Origin of the sequence: Aeromonas genomosp. paramedia (assembly GCF_023093515.1) — a bacterium.
Lineage (GTDB): Bacteria > Pseudomonadota > Gammaproteobacteria > Enterobacterales > Aeromonadaceae > Aeromonas.
Map to the genome: position 1 here is coordinate 1 of NZ_JAAROG010000033.1, position 17,260 is coordinate 17,260.

At 42.8% G+C, this 17,260-nt stretch carries 13 protein-coding genes and 1 pseudogene; 4 read left to right on the forward strand and 10 right to left on the reverse strand.

Annotation, left to right across the window (positions count from 1 at the left end; translation table 11 throughout):
* The first annotated feature begins 197 nt into the window (after nt 1–197).
* On the forward strand, nt 198–1,025 hold the full coding sequence (locus tag HB860_RS21335) for a Fic family protein (RefSeq protein WP_233270792.1): 828 nt from the start codon (nt 198–200) through the stop codon (nt 1,023–1,025).
* 75 nt (nt 1,026–1,100) lie between these two features.
* Here HB860_RS21335 and HB860_RS21340 read toward each other — a convergent pair whose 3' ends face one another.
* The 5 genes from HB860_RS21340 to HB860_RS21365 all read right to left on the reverse strand — a co-directional run bounded on the left by HB860_RS21340 (nt 1,101) and on the right by HB860_RS21365 (nt 8,584).
* Nucleotides 1,101–1,340 (reverse strand): hypothetical protein, encoded by a 240-nt coding sequence (locus HB860_RS21340; protein WP_230848137.1) that lies wholly within the window; start codon nt 1,338–1,340, stop codon nt 1,101–1,103.
* 82 nt (nt 1,341–1,422) lie between these two features.
* Nucleotides 1,423–1,833: an H-NS family nucleoid-associated regulatory protein gene (locus HB860_RS21345; RefSeq protein WP_247627887.1), complete on the reverse strand. Its 411-nt coding sequence runs from the start codon at nt 1,831–1,833 to the stop codon at nt 1,423–1,425.
* A gap of 681 nt (nt 1,834–2,514) precedes the next feature.
* Nucleotides 2,515–3,816, reverse strand: a complete 1,302-nt coding sequence (gene tolC, locus HB860_RS21355; protein WP_232092390.1) for an outer membrane channel protein TolC — start codon at nt 3,814–3,816, stop codon at nt 2,515–2,517.
* An 86-nt stretch (nt 3,817–3,902) separates the two neighbouring features.
* Nucleotides 3,903–7,043 (reverse strand): efflux RND transporter permease subunit, encoded by a 3,141-nt coding sequence (locus tag HB860_RS21360; RefSeq protein ID WP_171269410.1) that lies wholly within the window; start codon nt 7,041–7,043, stop codon nt 3,903–3,905.
* Nucleotides 7,040–8,584 carry an efflux RND transporter periplasmic adaptor subunit gene (locus tag HB860_RS21365; RefSeq protein ID WP_223917258.1) on the reverse strand — a complete coding sequence of 515 codons (1,545 nt, stop codon included), beginning with the start codon at nt 8,582–8,584 and terminating at the stop codon, nt 7,040–7,042. The genes HB860_RS21360 and HB860_RS21365 overlap by 4 nt, the downstream gene beginning before the upstream one ends.
* A 208-nt stretch (nt 8,585–8,792) precedes the next feature.
* Between HB860_RS21365 and HB860_RS21370 the strand changes: the two genes are divergently transcribed.
* From HB860_RS21370 to HB860_RS21380, 3 genes are all read left to right on the forward strand, one after another.
* Complete coding sequence (locus HB860_RS21370; RefSeq protein ID WP_021140715.1) at nt 8,793–9,116, forward strand: hypothetical protein; 324 nt, start codon at nt 8,793–8,795, stop codon at nt 9,114–9,116.
* A gap of 191 nt (nt 9,117–9,307) precedes the next feature.
* Nucleotides 9,308–9,994 carry a heavy metal response regulator transcription factor gene (locus tag HB860_RS21375; RefSeq protein ID WP_021140716.1) on the forward strand — a complete coding sequence of 229 codons (687 nt, stop codon included), beginning with the start codon at nt 9,308–9,310 and terminating at the stop codon, nt 9,992–9,994.
* Entirely contained in the window at nt 9,984–11,339 is a 1,356-nt protein-coding gene (locus HB860_RS21380; protein WP_163150052.1) for a heavy metal sensor histidine kinase, read from the forward strand. Before HB860_RS21375 ends, HB860_RS21380 begins: the two co-directional genes overlap by 11 nt.
* Before the next feature lie 623 nt (nt 11,340–11,962).
* On the opposite strand, the pseudogene HB860_RS21385 reads toward HB860_RS21380, so the two are convergent.
* From HB860_RS21385 to HB860_RS21405, 5 genes and pseudogenes are all read right to left on the reverse strand, one after another.
* Nucleotides 11,963–13,008: pseudogene (locus HB860_RS21385) on the reverse strand (IS3-like element ISAs22 family transposase); the annotation flags it as partial.
* Between the two features lie 207 nt (nt 13,009–13,215).
* Nucleotides 13,216–13,749 carry a cupredoxin family protein gene (locus HB860_RS21390; RefSeq protein WP_042649739.1) on the reverse strand — a complete coding sequence of 178 codons (534 nt, stop codon included), beginning with the start codon at nt 13,747–13,749 and terminating at the stop codon, nt 13,216–13,218.
* Between the two features lie 20 nt (nt 13,750–13,769).
* Entirely contained in the window at nt 13,770–14,630 is an 861-nt protein-coding gene (locus tag HB860_RS21395) for a copper resistance protein B (protein WP_223917471.1), read from the reverse strand.
* Nucleotides 14,631–14,638: 8 nt separating this feature from the next.
* On the reverse strand, nt 14,639–16,555 hold the full coding sequence (locus HB860_RS21400; protein WP_427232942.1) for a copper resistance system multicopper oxidase: 1,917 nt from the start codon (nt 16,553–16,555) through the stop codon (nt 14,639–14,641).
* A gap of 93 nt (nt 16,556–16,648) precedes the next feature.
* The gene (locus HB860_RS21405; protein WP_130631529.1) at nt 16,649–16,975 is read right to left on the reverse strand and encodes a hypothetical protein; all 327 of its coding nucleotides are present in this window, start codon (nt 16,973–16,975) and stop codon (nt 16,649–16,651) included.
* Nucleotides 16,976–17,260 lie beyond the last annotated feature (285 nt).

The window sequence follows — 17,260 nt, forward strand, 5'->3', positions numbered from 1 at the left end:
ATCTCTTTTCTGGTCTGACGGCGCTTACTGCTGAATTCACTGTCGGCGAAGGTAAGTTGATGACTCATGATGAACCCATGTTCCATGGCTCCAGATGACAAACATGATCTCATATCAGGGACTTGTTCGCACCTTCCTTAGGGGGATCAGAAACTCAGTCCTATCCCGTGTCAGATCGCTCAGAGGGGCTCGCGGCAATGATGCTGGATGCCATCGACAACCATGAACAACCACTGACAATTGAACGACTTTACCAATGGCATCGTTGGCTGTTCCCCGCCAACGAATGGTCGGTGCAGCGACTGAACGTAGGGCAGTTGCGAGGAGATGAGCCGATGCTGGTTGTCTCTGGGCGTGTTGATCGCCCTACCGTGCATTTTGAGGCTCCACCCAGAGCAGCTCTGGACGATCAACTGGCCGCGTTTATCTTCTGGTTTAACCAGACTCGGCATGATCCAACGATAGATCCCCTTCTTCGTGCGGCGATCTGTCATTTCTGGTTCGTGACCCTGCATCCCGTTGATGATGGCAATGGGCGGCTCACGCGGGCATTGACCGATCTCGCGCTGTCACAGGCTGACAGCCAGGGCATCCGTTTGTATGCCATGTCAGTCGCTATTCTAGAATGGCGGGCTGACTACTATCGGGCACTGGAGTCAACACAGAAGGGCACGCTGGATATCACATCCTGGCTTTGTTGGTTCCTCGACACACTGGATTACGCCATAGAGCTGGCATTACAGGTTATTGCTCGTTCTCTTGCCAAGGCTCATTTTTGGTTGCGGCACTGTCATGACAGTCTGAGTCCAGAGCAAACCAAAGTGCTGAATCGTTTACTGGATGGCGGCGAACAGGGTTTTGAAAATGGCATCAGTGCCAGTCAATATCAAAAAGTCGCCGGAGTCAGCAAGGCGACTGCCACACGCCATCTGGCTGAACTGGTGGAGAGGGGATGCATTGAGAAATTACCTGGTGGCGGACGCAATACACGCTATCAGATCTGCTTGCACACCGAGGGAGTTTGAAAAAGCATCGCCATGGGGCGTTAATTTCATCTGGTAGATGAGAGCTGCGATTGGTGTACAAATGACGCTATTTAGTTAAATGTTGACGCCATGATGTGTGCCGTCAGGCATATGAACGAATAGACTTAACCGACAGTCATGGCTCTCAACTAATCTTTTGAGTGATAACAAACTATCGAGAACATCGGGATCTATTGCAGGAACATCACCAGGCCCGAGATTTGAAAGCAGTTTGGTCACACTGAGACGTACCAGTTGCTCTTCGGCCAGCGCCTTGGCTCTCTGGACAACCTCGGGTGATTCGGATGAAATCATATCCTCCAATGTCCTCCCCATACGGTGCTCCTACTACAGATAGAATTAAAGGCCCACGCCGAGCAGGCATGGGCTCTCAGCATTAGATCAAGAAGTCATCCAGTGCTTTTCCAGCCGCAACAGCGTCTGCAATGGCCTTGGGCATGCGCCCCTGGCCAGTCCATGTCTTCTCCTGACCGCCTTCGGTGTACTTGTATTTTGCAGGACGGGGAGCGCGTTTGGCTTTGTTGGCTGAACCATCAGCTTTCGCTGGAGCCACAGTGCCAACCAGCTCACTCGGATCTATGCCCGCTTGTTTCAGCAGCTCGGTAAACTCAGCCAGTTTTTGCAGGCGTTCAGCTGACTCTTCTCTCAATTTGCTCTCTTGCTGCTCACGTTCGGCATAGATTTCGTCAAATTTGTCTTTAGCCTCGACCAACTGCTCATAAGACAACTCACGCAGTACAGCTCGCAGACTACGAATATTCATCAGTGTTTTCAAAAAATCGTTCATTGATAGCCTCATGTATCACATTTTTATATCATGAAAATTATCTCTCAATCTCAGCATCAGCTCCACTGTTTTTTGCACCAAGATAGTTTGGAAATAGCATCATTCAAAAATCGTGAGCTAAATTGCGTCTGGATCTACCTAGGGCCATGGTGCCAATCTTCTATGAAACTGTGTAGCCAAAAACTTAATCTAGGTGGTAGTGAGCATTGAGATCACCTCATGGAACCAGTTACTTATGGCATCGACATCAATCCAGAAGATGAGTGAGACACGATTAATCAGAGACCTGCTATATTGAAGCGAATTTCGGTGATGGGATGAAGTAACTTGCCCATGATGCTGGCTGGAAGGGGATGGTGGTGATCAGATTACCGACTTCTCAGTTCGTTCCACTCAAGAAGCATCGATTTGTGAAATAAGGCTGATGAAAGAACAACTGGAGCAATTTGCACGTATATTCCGGGTTATTTAAATGATGGTCTTTAAAAAATTCAAATCCACACTAAAAACTACAACCCTGTAGGTCGCTATATTTTTCTGAATGAATTTATAGCCATACACTAATAGTAACAAGTGCTAAAAACCTTCCGAAAAACAAATAGAAAAGATAAAAGAATATCCAGGCTAAATAAAAGGCATCAGTGCAAAACTGATGCCCATTGAAAAATAGATTACACACAACTACCTTAAATTAACCAAACCATTATCAATATCAATTATCTCTTTTTTATCTAAAGACCCTGAATTTAATTTCAATGTAGCAACGTTGACTATGTAACTATATCTAGAAATAGCTAACTTTGTCTTTGCATTATACAATTTTCTATTAGCATCCAATACATCAATGATCGTCCTAGTTCCAACCTCATATCCTGCCTCGGTCGCTTTTAAAGCACTTTCAGCAGAAACTACAGCTTGTTGATATGCACGAACAGAGCCAATACTTGCATTAACATTGTTATATGAAGACTTAACTGCACTCATGACCGAGCGATAACTTTTCTCCAGCTGCTCACTGGCAGCAACATAGTCAAAAGAAGATTGTTTGACTTGTGATACTGTTGCACCACCTGTATATAGTGGCAATGAAAATTTAATACCAATGTCGCCTTGATTGGAATAACCGTCCGTATTAACTGTATTATCTTTGTAGTTATTATAAGTTGAAGATAACCCCATAGTAAGATCAACTAATGGCTTATGTCCTGACTTAGATAAATCAATCTGCATCTTCGCAAGTTCTTTTTTAATCCGAGCCTGATGTAATGCCAAATTTTTTTCAATTGCTGCATCAGTCCACTTATCAATTTTCCATAAAGTTTTTTGAGGACTGAAACGCTCTGTATCAAGCTTATTAAGCTTTCTATGCTCAAGACCAGTTAACTCACGTAGAGCCTCATAGCTATTTTCAAGCGTGTTCTCTGCATAGATCTCATCGGCAAAAGACTGATCGAAGGCGGCCTCTGCCTCATGTACATCAGTAATCGCGGCCAAACCTACCTCAAAACGCTGCTGGGTTTGAGCAAGCTGCCTCTGAATTGCCTTTTTCGTTGCCTGAGAATAAATCAGCGAATCTTCAGCCTGGAGAACATTAAAATATGTCTGTATTGTACGAAGCACTAAGTTTTGATGCTCAAGAACATAAGAAACATCTGATAGTGTCGCATTCTTCGCAGCTAAATCAAGATTAATCCAATTAGCACTGTTGTAGAGAGATTGCTCTAGATTGATTGCACTATTCGTTGCGCTCCCAGTTTGCATATCCAGATTATCGTCAACATAGTTAGCACTAAGACCAAGATTTATCTTTGGTAGAAATGATGCTTGCTCTTCATTGATTTTTTCGAATGATTGGTCACGCATTGCCTTTGACTCAAGAAGTTGCGGATCCTTTTGCTTCGCCAAGTTATAAATATCTAGCAAGCCCTCCGCATGCGTGTAACTACTAAGAAGAGCGAGTATAGGTAAAAACATTTTGTTCATCATGATAGATACCAACAGATTGTAAATAAAGAAAACGAAAGTAGCGGATGCATATTCATATAATGCATCCGCCTGTGCACCAACCGTTATTCAGGCATATCAACACCTGTAGTATTAGTGATGCTCTTCAGAGTACGTCTACGCCATAAGTAAAATGCCGCAGGTAGAACTAAGAGAGTTAAAACGAGTGCGCTTACCATCCCACCAATCATTGGCGCGGCTATTCGTTGCATAACCTCAGAGCCAGTCCCATGACTCCACATGATAGGTAATAGGCCAGCAATTATCGTTACCACTGTCATCATTTTAGGACGTAGTCGCATTGCAGCTCCATGGATAACGGCACCATGTAATCCTGCATTATCAAGTTTATCGTTCTTAACGAGATCATCCCAAGCATGGTTGAGATAGATCAACATCAATACACCTGTTTCTACAGCGACACCTGCAAGTGCTATGAATCCAACTCCAACGGCCACTGACATATTAAATCCAGCTAGCCACACGTACCAAATGCCACCAACTACAGCAAGAGGCAAGGTCGTAAGAATAAGAAGCACTTCTTGAACACGCCGAAACGCCAAGTAAAGCAATAGAACTATGATGGCAACGGTTAATGGGACTACATAGGCAAGGCGAGCTTTAGCTCGTTCCATATATTCGTATTGACCAGACCAAGTAATAGAGTACCCAGCAGGAAGAACTAATTGTTCTCCGACCATTTTTTTTGCATCCGCGACAAATGATCCAATATCTCTATTACTAATATCAACATATACCCAACCATTTAACCTAGCATTTTCACTTCGCAACATTGGGGCTTCATCGCTAATATAAATTCGAGCAACATCAGCTAGAGCAATTCGTTCACCTTTGGGAGTGATCAAAGGAAGCAACTCTAGACTAGCGACTGAGTCGCGATAGCTTTGTGGATAGCGTATATTGATTGGATATCGCTCTCGCCCCTCTATCGTCTGTCCAACATCCATGCCGCCCACAGCCGTTGCTAGTACTGCTTGAACATCCGCAATATTGAGTCCATATCGGGCAGCCTTCAGTCTATCGATATCAACTTTGACATAACGACCACCGGCGACACGCTCAGCATACACGGATGATGCCCCCTCTACACTGCCAACAATTTTCTCAAGTTGCTGTCCTATTTTTTGTATCACTTTAAGATCTGGACCAGCAATCTTGATCCCAACAGGTGTTTTAATTCCTGTTGCGAGCATATCTGTTCGAGTCTTGATTGGGGGGACCCACGCATTTGTCAAACCAGGAAATTGAATTAATGAGTCTAGCTCCTCCCGTAATTTCTCTGGTGTCATCCCAGGACGCCACTCTGATTGAGGCTTCAGCTGAATAGTGGTTTCCATCATAACAAGATCAGCTGGATCTGTTGCACTATCCGCACGGCCAGCCTTACCGAATACATTCTTTACCTCAGGGACAGTTCTAATCAGCTTATCTGTTTGTTGTAATATCTCTCGCGTTTTCCCTACCGAGATATTTGTTGCCGTTGTCGGCATATACATCAGATCCCCCTCATCAAGTGGAGGAATAAACTCAGACCCTAAATATTTTAAAGGCAAGAAACCAACAACGGTCACGATAAATGCTAAAGTAAGAGTCACCTTCGGCCATGCTAAGACGCATTTCAGCAAAGGTATATAACCCTGACTTAGCCATCTATTAATTGGGTTCGCTTGTTCAGCAAGTACCTTACCACGAATAAAGTACCCCATTACAACAGGGACTAACGTTATTGCAAGTGCAGCAGCTGCGGCCATAGCATAAGTCTTAGTATATGCGAGCGGAGCAAACATCCGCCCTTCTTGTGCTTCAAGAGCAAATACTGGTAAAAAGCTCATGGTAATAATTAATAGAGAGAAAAATATAGCAGGGCCGACTTCTGCACTGGCCTCTCCAATTACCTTCCATCTGTTTTCATTAGTTAGGGGTGTCTGTTCCATATGCTTATGGACATTTTCAATCATTACAATTGCACCATCAACCATTGCTCCAATTGCGATGGCTATCCCTCCCAAAGACATTATGTTGGCGTTGACACCCTGTATATTCATTATTATAAATGCAACTAGAATTGCGATTGGTAGGGTGATAATCACTACTAACGATGACCGTAGGTGGAATAAAAATGCTAAACAAACTAATACAACAACAATAAACTCTTCCAGTAACTTCCCTGAAAGGTTGTCGATTGCTCTTTGGATTAGATCTGAGCGGTCATATACAGTTATTATCTCAACCCCATCTGGTAGACTACTTTTTAATTCATCAAGACGAGTCTTAACTCCATCAATAGTGTGTTGTGCATTTTCGCCATAACGCATGACGATAATGCCCCCAACGACTTCACCTTCACCATTGAGCTCTGCGATGCCTCGACGTACTTGAGGGCCAGTTACCACATCCGCTACATCACCTAGCAATAGTGGAGCACCACGTACATTTGTTCCTAATGGAATGTTTTTTAGATCAGAGACATTTTTCAAATACCCATTGGAGCGAACCATATACTCAGCTTCGGCCATCTCGATAACTGAAGCACCTGTTTCCTGGTTACCTTGTTCTATTGCTGTCTGAATTAAAGACAAAGGTACACCATATGCACGCAGCTTATTGGGGTCTACACGAACCTGATACTGACGAACCATTCCTCCAACCGTAGCGACTTCAGAAACCCCCTCTACAGTCTGTAATTCATACTTTAAAAACCAGTTTTGCAGTGAGGTTAATTCACTTAAGTCATGCTTACCTGTTCTATCGATCAGTGCATACTGATAGACCCAACCAACACCAGTTGCATCAGGCCCAAGCTGGGGCCTCGCAGAAGATGGTAAATTAGGAGCAACTTGGCTCAAGTATTCTAAAACTCGCGCCCGCGCCCAATACAAATCCGTATTGTCATCGAATAGAACATAAACGAAAGAATCACCAAAGAAAGAATAACCACGGACGGTAGTTGCACCAGGAACAGCAAGCATGGCGGTGGTTAATGGGTAAGTTACTTGGTCTTCAACTACTTGTGGTGCTTGCCCAGGATAACTTGTTTTGATAATAACTTGAACATCCGACAAATCAGGCAGCGCATCAACAGGAGTTTGCTTGACTGACCATATTCCCCATGCAGTGAGCAACACACTTAACAAAAGAACAAGGAATCGATTGCCAATAGACCATCGAATTATTGATGTGATCATTTCTGACCTCCTATCTCATCCATTTCGGCCATATCATGCTTGGAATGGTCCAATTGTGGAGCAGATGGAGCCTTACCTTTCACGTTGCTACTATTTGAATCTGAATTTTTAATATTTGTTTTAGCAATCGGCTCCTTGATACCAGTTATAATGTATCGTTCCCCATCCTGCCTTAGCAAAACACTCACGGAGTGACCCATCTTTAAACTTGAAGGAGCAATACTCTTATCAAGTTCAAAGCTCATACGCATTGCTGGCCATTGCCATTCTGGTACTTGTTGGTGTGCAATTGTGATCTGCCTATTCTGACCAATATCAACGATGTCAGCATTGACCCAGACTTGAGCAGGACGAAATGCAGTCATGCGCTGGAAGTCGGAACTGATACTTGACTCAGAGTCTAATAAAAACTGAGCAGACCTTACTATCTCATCACCTTCTTCAACTCCAGATGTAACAACGATATGTTCCCTAAACTGAGAACCGAGAGTGACTTCAACAGATTTGAAGCGCCCATCACCTAATGACAGCACTACTCGATTCTGCGTTCCTGTTCTAATAATAGCCTCACTAGGCACCACAAGATTAGACTCGGTTCCACCGGCTTTTATGTTGATCTGAGCAAACATATTCGGCTTAAGGAACTCGTCTGGATTATCAAAGCGTAGCCTGACCTTAAGCGTTCTAGTTGATGCGTCTAGGGTGGGATATAAATAATCAACTTTACCGACCCAAGTTCTGCTTGGCGCATAATCAAGAGTCATGGTAACTGGATCTCCCAATTTCAATACGGTAGCTTGGCGCTCAAAAATTTCTGCACTGACCCAAACTTGTTGTAATGTGCTGATATTAAATAGCGCCTCAGCTGGTTCTACGTACTGTCCCTCTCGAATTTTTAGCTCAGAAATATATCCATCACTAGGTGCATAGAAATTAATTGTTTCACGCACTTTCCTAGTTCGCTTTAAAATAGATATTTGATCACTTGGAATTTGTAGCGCCTTGAGTTTCCCTTCTGCGGCTCGAATCAACAAAGGGTTACTGCTATTCATGGCCAACAAGTATTCATGCTGCGCATTTACTAAATCAGGGGCATATAATGCGTAAATAAAACTACCTTTGGTAACCCTTTGCCCCTCACTTTTAATTGCAAGGGTTCGTACCCAGCCAGCCATACGTGAGTTGATAGCTTCAAGACGGTCTTCATCATATCCAACATATCCAACAGTATCAATTTCCTGATAAGTAGGAGCTCGTTTGACTTGATCGAGACGAACACCAAGATTCTGCTGTATTTCCGGTGATATTGTAACTGTGCCAGCTGACCCTTGACCTTGAGCTTTCTCTTCATAAACAGGAATGAAATCCATTCCCATTGTATCCTTGGCTGGAGAAGGTCTCTTATCAGCTGGATCCATCGGGTTTACCCAATAAAGAGGTTGTTTTTCCTTTAATGTATTTACATCTTTAAAATTTGTGAGCAGGTAGACACTACCGCCTCCTGCGACAAAAACTAACAACATTGCAATAAATTTCATCATGCCATGCCCCTTAAGATATATTCAAAATATGGAAAACCAGGTGGTGTAAAATCATCTCTCATACCCCAATAGGGTGAATCATACATACTTGCCCTCTTAAAGATCTATATCCTTACGGTAATGTAATCTTGCTGACAGCAGCATGTAATGTTGATTGTATATAGTGATTAGCGATAACCGTGCAATAACAACGAAATGAGGTAATCCAATGAAAATAAAGACCATCTTAGCTGCGCTCACCATGTTGATTAGTAGTTCAGCGGCTTTCGCTAATGCCCCAATGCCTTTCGATCTTAGAGCAGGGCATGGAGTAGTCTATGTAGAATGGAAAATATCTGCATTGCCTACTGACTCCGTGGACGTATCCACCCCCGATGGCACGAAACTGGGCGTTGTGAAGGCTCTCCCTGGTAAGACCAAGCAGTTAACACTTCCTTCTGATAAAAATATTACAGAAGTTATCGTGGACTATAAAGGAACCATTCATAACGTCTCTCTCCCGCATGGTATGGGAAGCGGTAGTAACCGTTAAGATCTCCCACATGTAAAAAACGGCCAGCTTATGCTGGCCGTTTTTTAAACATTAAAAATAATCATTCTAGATTTTATAATTTCGATATAACCTTCATTGAAACTCTTGATGCAGCTGGATTTTTTTTATTTTTTAGTGTATGTAGTAGCATAGACTACTGACTATCTTAATACTGCATATTGGAGAACATAATGAATATTTTAGTTGTTGAAGATGAGCCAAAGATAGGTGAGTATTTAAAGAAAGGACTCACTGAGTCAGGCTACATTGTTACTCTCGCCACAAATGGAATTGATGGTCGCTTTTATATACTTAGCCATGAATTTGACTTAATAATACTAGATATTATGTTACCTGGGATTAACGGATGGCAGCTTCTTGAGGAAATTAGAAATATAAACATTCAAGTACCTGTCATGTTCCTGACGGCAAAAGATGGTGTCGGAGATAGAGTAAAGGGGCTAGAGTCTGGAGCTGATGATTATCTTTCAAAACCATTTGCATTCACTGAACTACTAGCCAGAATAAAAAACCTTCTTAGGCGATCCAAAGACAATCATATTGAAGAGGTTATATCAATTTCAGATTTGATTATAAACATCAAATCAAGAACAGTTAAGCGGTCGGGTAAAAAACTACATCTCACCCCTAAAGAATATCTATTACTTGAGTTATTAGCTCGGCGGCATGGTGAAGTATTACCTCGCTCATTAATTGCCTCTTTGGTATGGGATATGAATTTTGACAGCGATACAAATGTAATAGATGTTGCAATCAGAAGATTAAGAGCCAAGGTTGATGATGATTATCAAATAAAATTAATTCATACTATTCGAGGAATGGGATATAAATTAGAAGGTGCTGGCGATGAAGAGTAACATGCCTATAACTATACGTGCTATGCTTTTTGTTTCTGTCGCCATAACGATCAGTATGATTTCCTTGTTATTTTTGGTAGAGACATCTATCAAAAATCATTTCTTAGACCTTGATAATGAAACGATAGATAACAAAACGATTATTATCGAGCAGTTTTCAAAGCGCATAGATGCAGTTCAAAGAATTATCAATTGGGATACAATCAATCCTGACTCTAATTTTTATATCGAGATATTAAAAGATGGTAAAAATATATATAGGAGTGAACGAGACAGCTTTATTATGAGAAAGTTCAGCAATACACTAATTCATGTATCTGAAACTGACACTTCCGCTCCACATAAATATCTCAGTAAAAACATTAATTTTAAAAAAAATGATAACTCCTATTCAGTCGTGTTCTATTTAGACTCAAGTGTTCACTCTCATTTTTTGTCTGACTTTAGGATGCAGCTATTAATCATAGTCTTTGGTGTTTGGGCGATCATAATATTGTCTACATACTTGGGTATAAGGCAAGGCCACAAACCTATTTATATATTAAGCAAACATATGTCGACTATTCAGGCTGAACAGTTGAGCTCAACATTAGAACCCAACCAATATCCGAGAGAGTTAAGGGAGTTGGTTGACTCATTCAATACCATGCTATCTAAACTAAACAATAGTTTCGTTAAGTTATCTGATTTTTCAGATGATGTAGCGCATGAACTAAGAACCCCATTAACCAATATAATCATGCAGGCTCAAGTTGGGTTAAATCAAGACAGGAGCATCTCCGAATATAAAGAGTTCCTATATTCAATTCTGGAAGAGCTTGAGCGTTTGGCAAAGATGGTTAGCGATATGCTGTGGATTGCCAGGTCAGACAAAGGTTTGATTTCTGCAAATAAAGAATTTTTAGATTCAGAGAATGAACTTTCTTCTATTTTGGATTTCTTTATGTATTTGGCAGAAGAAAAAAGTCTTATGTTTAACGTTACCAATACTCATAGACTTGTATTTGCTGACAAAATAATGTTTCGTCGTTCGATATCCAATCTGATATCTAACGCAATAAAATACTCAGAGAGTAACTCTGTCATTAGCATCTCGATATCAAACGATGAAGGAAATAATTCTATTGTTGAAATAAAGAACAAATGCAAAGGTATATCTTACGATGACTCTTTGAGAATGTTTGACCGATTTTATAGGGCAGATTTATCAAGATCTAGCAATAACGATAGTGTCGGGTTGGGTCTATCGATTGTTAAATCGATAACCGAAGTTAATGGAGGAAAGGCTTGGAATAAATTAAATGGTGACTACATTTCATTTTATTTACTATTCCCAGCTAAATAGTTTTTAATCACTTAACATAAGGCGATAACATAATAATTAAAGAGTATGATTGCCAGAATAGGAGCGACCTGAGGAGGAATTATTTCAAGAATAATGACTTGAGCCCCCATCTCTCAGGCCAGCATTGTGGGTAAGTCAATCTATTATTTATCGTGGCTAGCCGATTTTCTGAGTTGATGCCATGAATATGAGTGTTGCCTAGACAATCACGGGAGGGCAAGACTCAACCAATGGTGTGGTAATCCCCCCATTTTTTGGAGCACTCAAAAGTAGAGGTCATGCGGCCTGTGCCAAGCGCTGTTTCGGCGTGTAGCCGCCCAGCTGCGTATTCCGGTGAAGTTGAACAGTGATTCCGGAATCTGTGAACACCATTTCCGGAAAGTATGCGGACAGGGATTCTTCGAGCAGAAGCTGAGCTTTGAGGGGAGGCATCTTTTCGACTCACTGAACAAGCCAGCAGCCAAGCGCAGCGCGGCAGTTGTGGATCCAAGACGTTGGAACAGGACGGTTCATCTGACATCAGAGTACGTGCACTGAGGTGTCCGGAATCGGTGTACACGCAAGCCGGAATCAGCGTTCATTTTAAACCGGAATAGGTGTTCATTTTCGACCGGAATATGCACCAGCGCCATATTGGGCCGCTCATGGTTATAAACCCACAGCCAGTTCGTGGCAAATTCCTGTAACTCATTCAGTGACTCAAACAGGTAATGGCCCAACCAGTCGTAACGCACAGTGCGGTTAAATCGCTCTATGTAGGCATTCTGCTGCGGGTTGCCTGGCTGGATATACCTCAGCGCAATCCTCTTCTGCTGCGCCCATTGCTTGAGCTCTTCGCTGATGTATTCCGGACCATTATCACAGCGGATTGCGGCTGGTTTGCCCCGCCACTCGATGACCTGCTCCAGCGCCCGTTTGACTCGTGAGGCGGGTAAGGAGAAATCCACCTCGATGCACAGTGCTTCGCGATTGAAGTCATCGATCACATTAAACAACCGCACCGAACGACCATCGCTGAGCTGGTCATGCATAAAGTCCATCGACCAACAGTGATTCGGTTGGTCAGGGACTGCCAACGGCTCCGGCTTGGCCCGCACTAGCCGCTTCTTGGGTTTTATCCGCAGATTGAGCTCTAGCGCCCGATAGATCCGGTAGACCCGCTTGTGGTTCCAGCCAAAGCCTTTGACGTTACGCAGGTACAGGAAACACAGTCCGAAACCCCAGTTGCGCTGGTTGGCGGTGAGGCGCAGCAGCCAGTCGGCAATCTCCTGGTTTTCATCAGCCAGCACGGGCTGATAACGGTAGCAACCCTCGCTCACCTTGAACACCTGGCAAGCCAGACGGATAGAAATGGCGTAATGAGCCACAGCCTTGGTCGCCATCTCCCTGCGGGCAGATGGCGTCACCACTTTTTTGCCATCGCCTCGGAGATGATCTCAGCCTTTAGGCGCTCCTCGGCATACATCTTCTTAAGGCGACGATTTTCCTCTTCCAGCTCTTTGAGGCGCGCCATGAGAGAGGCATCCATGCCACCGAATTTGGAGCGCCACTTGTAGAAGGTGGCGGAGCTGATGCCATGCTCACGGCAGAGCTCAGGGACGGGTGAACCAGACTCGGCCTGCTTGAGGATGGCGATGATCTGTGCATCGCTAAAGCGTGATGTTTTCATGTAGAACCTCCTGCGTTCAAGATACGAGAAAATTCTACTTATGAGCACCTCAGTTTTTCGGGGGGATTACCCCATGTCACATCAACGATGAATTTTGAGTTTACATCTGATAATCAGTATTTATAAAGTTTAGAGCTGAATTATGTACGTATAAAAGAGGGGCCTAGTCAGGCCCCTCTTTGATGCTCTTATCGACTCAGAGAGTACTTATTTAACGACAACCTCTCCGACCATACCAGCTTCCATATGACCAGGTACAAGGCAGGCGAATGATACTGTTCCTGACTTGTCAAATTTCCATAACACAGCACTCTTCTTGTTTGGTGCAAGAGAAATCATATTTGGCATACTGTGTTGCATCTGCATACCTTGCATTTGTTGCATCATCCCAGCATGATCTTTTAGCTCAGAGGTCGTTCCAAGAACAAACTCATGTGGCACTTTACCATTGTTCTTTATAAAGAAACGTATTGTTTCACCTTGCTTAACAGATATCGATTTCGGTGTGAATCGCATGGTGTCATCCATAGACACATCGATGGTTCTAGAGACATCTTTGGCAACACCTGGAGAGCCAGCCATGCTACCCATGTCATGTCCCATAGGGGCTGGATTTCCCTTCATTGAGCTCATGTCATGACTCATACCATTTTTCATTGCACTCATGTCATGCCCTTGCTCAGATGCAATCACACCAGCAGAAACAACAATCAAAGCAGCAGCAATAACGTTATATTTCATATGCTATCTTCCTTATATAATCAGAACCAGAATCTGGCGCCGGTAATAAATCTAGTATCGGATGTACTCTCGCCATTGTCTTTCGCAAGATCATAAGTACTTCCAGCAAGAGTGCTCCATTCAACTCCAATATATGGTGCAAACTGTCTATTTATTTCATAACGCAACCGTAAGCCTGTGCTTATGTCAGATATACCTCGCCCAACTAACATCTCATCATCATCTTTACTGTAAATATTCATTGAAACTTGGGGTTGCAATATTAACTTTTGAGTCAGCAAAAGGTCATATTCAGCCTCTAGGCTTAAAAGTGCTAGGCCATGTGAATCTACAAACAAAGATGAATCGACTTCAAACCAATATGGTGCAAGTCCTTGGATGCCAAGGGCAAGCCATCCCTTATCACTTCTAGATTTATATGTATCATATCTTGCCCCCAAAAGGATGTCCCAGTATGGTGACGTCGCATATCCATAAAGAATTTGATTTTCTGTCTCCTGCAATGAATTTTTATATTCACCATCAGATTTAAACCATATCTTATGATAATCTTTTCCTATCCAAGCCAGCGCCTTGTAATTTGCATAGTTTTCTTTACGACCATTAGAGTATTCAAGCCTGTCTATTAGCACAGAAGAAAATATATGTTCGTCAGCTAAGGAAAGTTTTTCCCTACCTTCAAACAGGCTTGGTCCAGAACTAAGAGTGAGGCCATCAGAGTACTCATGGGGACTTCTCTGTTGGGCCTCGGTCGTTGCGGTTAAATCAGGGTGATAGCCACCTACTGACTCATCTGATTCTTTTGAAAATGAAAGAGAGGTGAATACTCCAAGAGTAAACAGTAATACTGTCTTTCTTACAATATTTTGAATATGCATCATCTATTTCCTCAAGAAACCACAACTTCACGAAACATCCCAGCATCCATATGGAACATAATATGACAGTGCCAAGCCCAACGACCAATAGCATCAGCCGTCACAAGAAAGCTTATGCGTTGTGCTGGCTGCACAGCAATGGTGTGTTTTCTTGCTAGGAAAGAACCATTTTCATTTTCAAGCTCACTCCACATACCATGTAAATGCATGGGGTGTGTCATCATAGTATCATTATGAAGAGTGATTCTTACTCGCTCGCCATAATTAAAATGAATAGGTGTTGACTTACCGAACTCGACTCCATCAAATGACCATGTATAGCGCTCCATATTGCCGGTCAAATGAAGCTCAATTTCGCGTTCTGCTGGTCTTGGATCTATAGGCCCACCTTTGGTTTTCAAGTCCGCTAAGGTAAGCACTCTTCTTCCATTATTACGAAGTCCTACACCAGGGTCATCTAGATTGCGCCTTGGAGTATCTACCCGAGCATCAACGCTTGGTCCAAACTCTGTACTGGCATGCCTTACTGTACTAGGCTTGGCCGTCGTTTCCATACTAGGCATAGAGCTATGATCCATACCTTCCATTCCTGGCATTGAACCATGATCCATCGCGGGCATAGCACCTGATGTCATTCCAGGCATGGAACCGTGATCCATCGCGGGCATAGCACCTGATGTCATTCCAGGCATGGAACCGTGATCCATACCTGCCATGGAGCCGTGGTCCATTCCGTCCATGGAGCCCATCATATCTTCCATTGAAAGAGGCTCAGGTTTGTCTACAGTAGGAATTGGAGCTGAAAGGCCAATCGCCGTCGACAACGTCCCTCGGGCAAAACCAGTACGATCCATCGACTGTGCGAAAACCGTATGGGCGTTATCTATGGGTTGAACAATGACATCGTAAGTTTCACCAGGGCCAAAACGAAACTCATCTACGTCTATAGGTTCAATATCAACACCATCGGTTTGTACAACCGTCATTTTTATACCTGGAATTCGGACATCGTAAAAAGACCCTCCAGCACCATTTATAAATCTAAGTCTGATTTTCTCACCTTTATTGAAGACACCTGTCCAATTTCCATTAGGGGTCGTTCCGTTCATTAAATAGGTTAAAGTTGCAGAGGATAAGTCAGCCAAATCTGTAGAATTCATTCTCATTTCATTCCACATCTGGCGTTTGGTGAAGGCAACCTTTAATCCACTGTTGCTGACATCGTTAATGAAGTCGATAGCTGTAGGCTGATTAAAATTATAGTAATCACTTTGCGATTTCAATTTTGATAAAATTCGCATCGGGTGCTCATCTGTCCAGTCTGACAAGAGAACAACATAATCTCTATCGGCTGATATAATCTCGCCTTCTTTTGGCTCTATAATTAAAGCGCCATACATTCCCGTCTGTTCTTGAGAACCAGAGTGAGAGTGATACCAATATGTACCGGACTGTTCCAACGTGAATTTATATGTGAATGTCTCTCCTGGTTTAATACCATTGAAACTAATACCAGGTACGCCATCCATTTCAAATGGGAGTATTATACCATGCCAATGAATAGAGGTAGGCTCACTGAGCTTATTGGTAACACGAAGAGTAACCTCATCGCCTTCCTTTAAGCGTAATGTCGGTGCGGGTATGGAGCGATTGACAACCGTGGCAATTCTTGTACTTCCAGTAAAGTTGACAACAACTTCTTCAACTACCAGATCGATTACTGTTCCACTTAAAACTGAGCTGTAAACCTTTTGCGGCAGTTCTTCTTTAGCGTTAATTGACATAGGAATCGATGCCACAACTCCGCCAGCAGCAATCCCTTTAACAAACTTTCTTCTTGAGATAGAAGGATTAAATCCATTTTTACTATGAACATCATTCATAAGCGCCTCCATTTCATCACAACTGTGATGTGCGATGATGCTCATTATAGAAATCAATGTACAATTACAATACTGTCATTTTTCTCAATGCGTATAAAAAATGCGCAAAACTTACGTTAAAGCATGATTTTATTTGCTTTATCTGTTTCGCCCACTACCCATTCCATGCTGAAGTGCAATCACATGGACATCACCGTTGTAGCTGACTTTGACTGTGTTGATACTTTTGTCCATGGGGAGTTGCAGTTGCTTTGTCTTCCCAGGAGTAGCCATTACAGTACCCAGTTTAGTGTCATCCAGGGTAGATACACTCACAGTGTCGGTACTAAGTGCGTTGGCACTCCAATCCATATATATAATGTTGTGCCCAGCACGAACGTTATAAGGCACCGGAGCCTGAGCAAAAGCGGAGAAGCTTCCGACGACCAGCGTACATGCCATTAATGCACCAATTTTAATATTCATAAACCACCTCATTTAATTATGACTCAAGTTACGTGACTAACTATATACTCTGAATCATTACATGAAGCTGTCACAAAAATTACAAATTAGTAATAAACCTATTGAAGAGTGTTTGGGGAACGCTGGATGCCTTAAATCAGGACATACCCTATTTTTTGACCTGCTCAGATAGAGATTCGGTTCATGCAGCATGAATCGCCCGGCTTCTCTAGGGAAGGTGCGAACAAGTCCCTGATATGAGATCATGTTTGTCATCTGGAGCCATGGAACAGGGTTCATCATGAG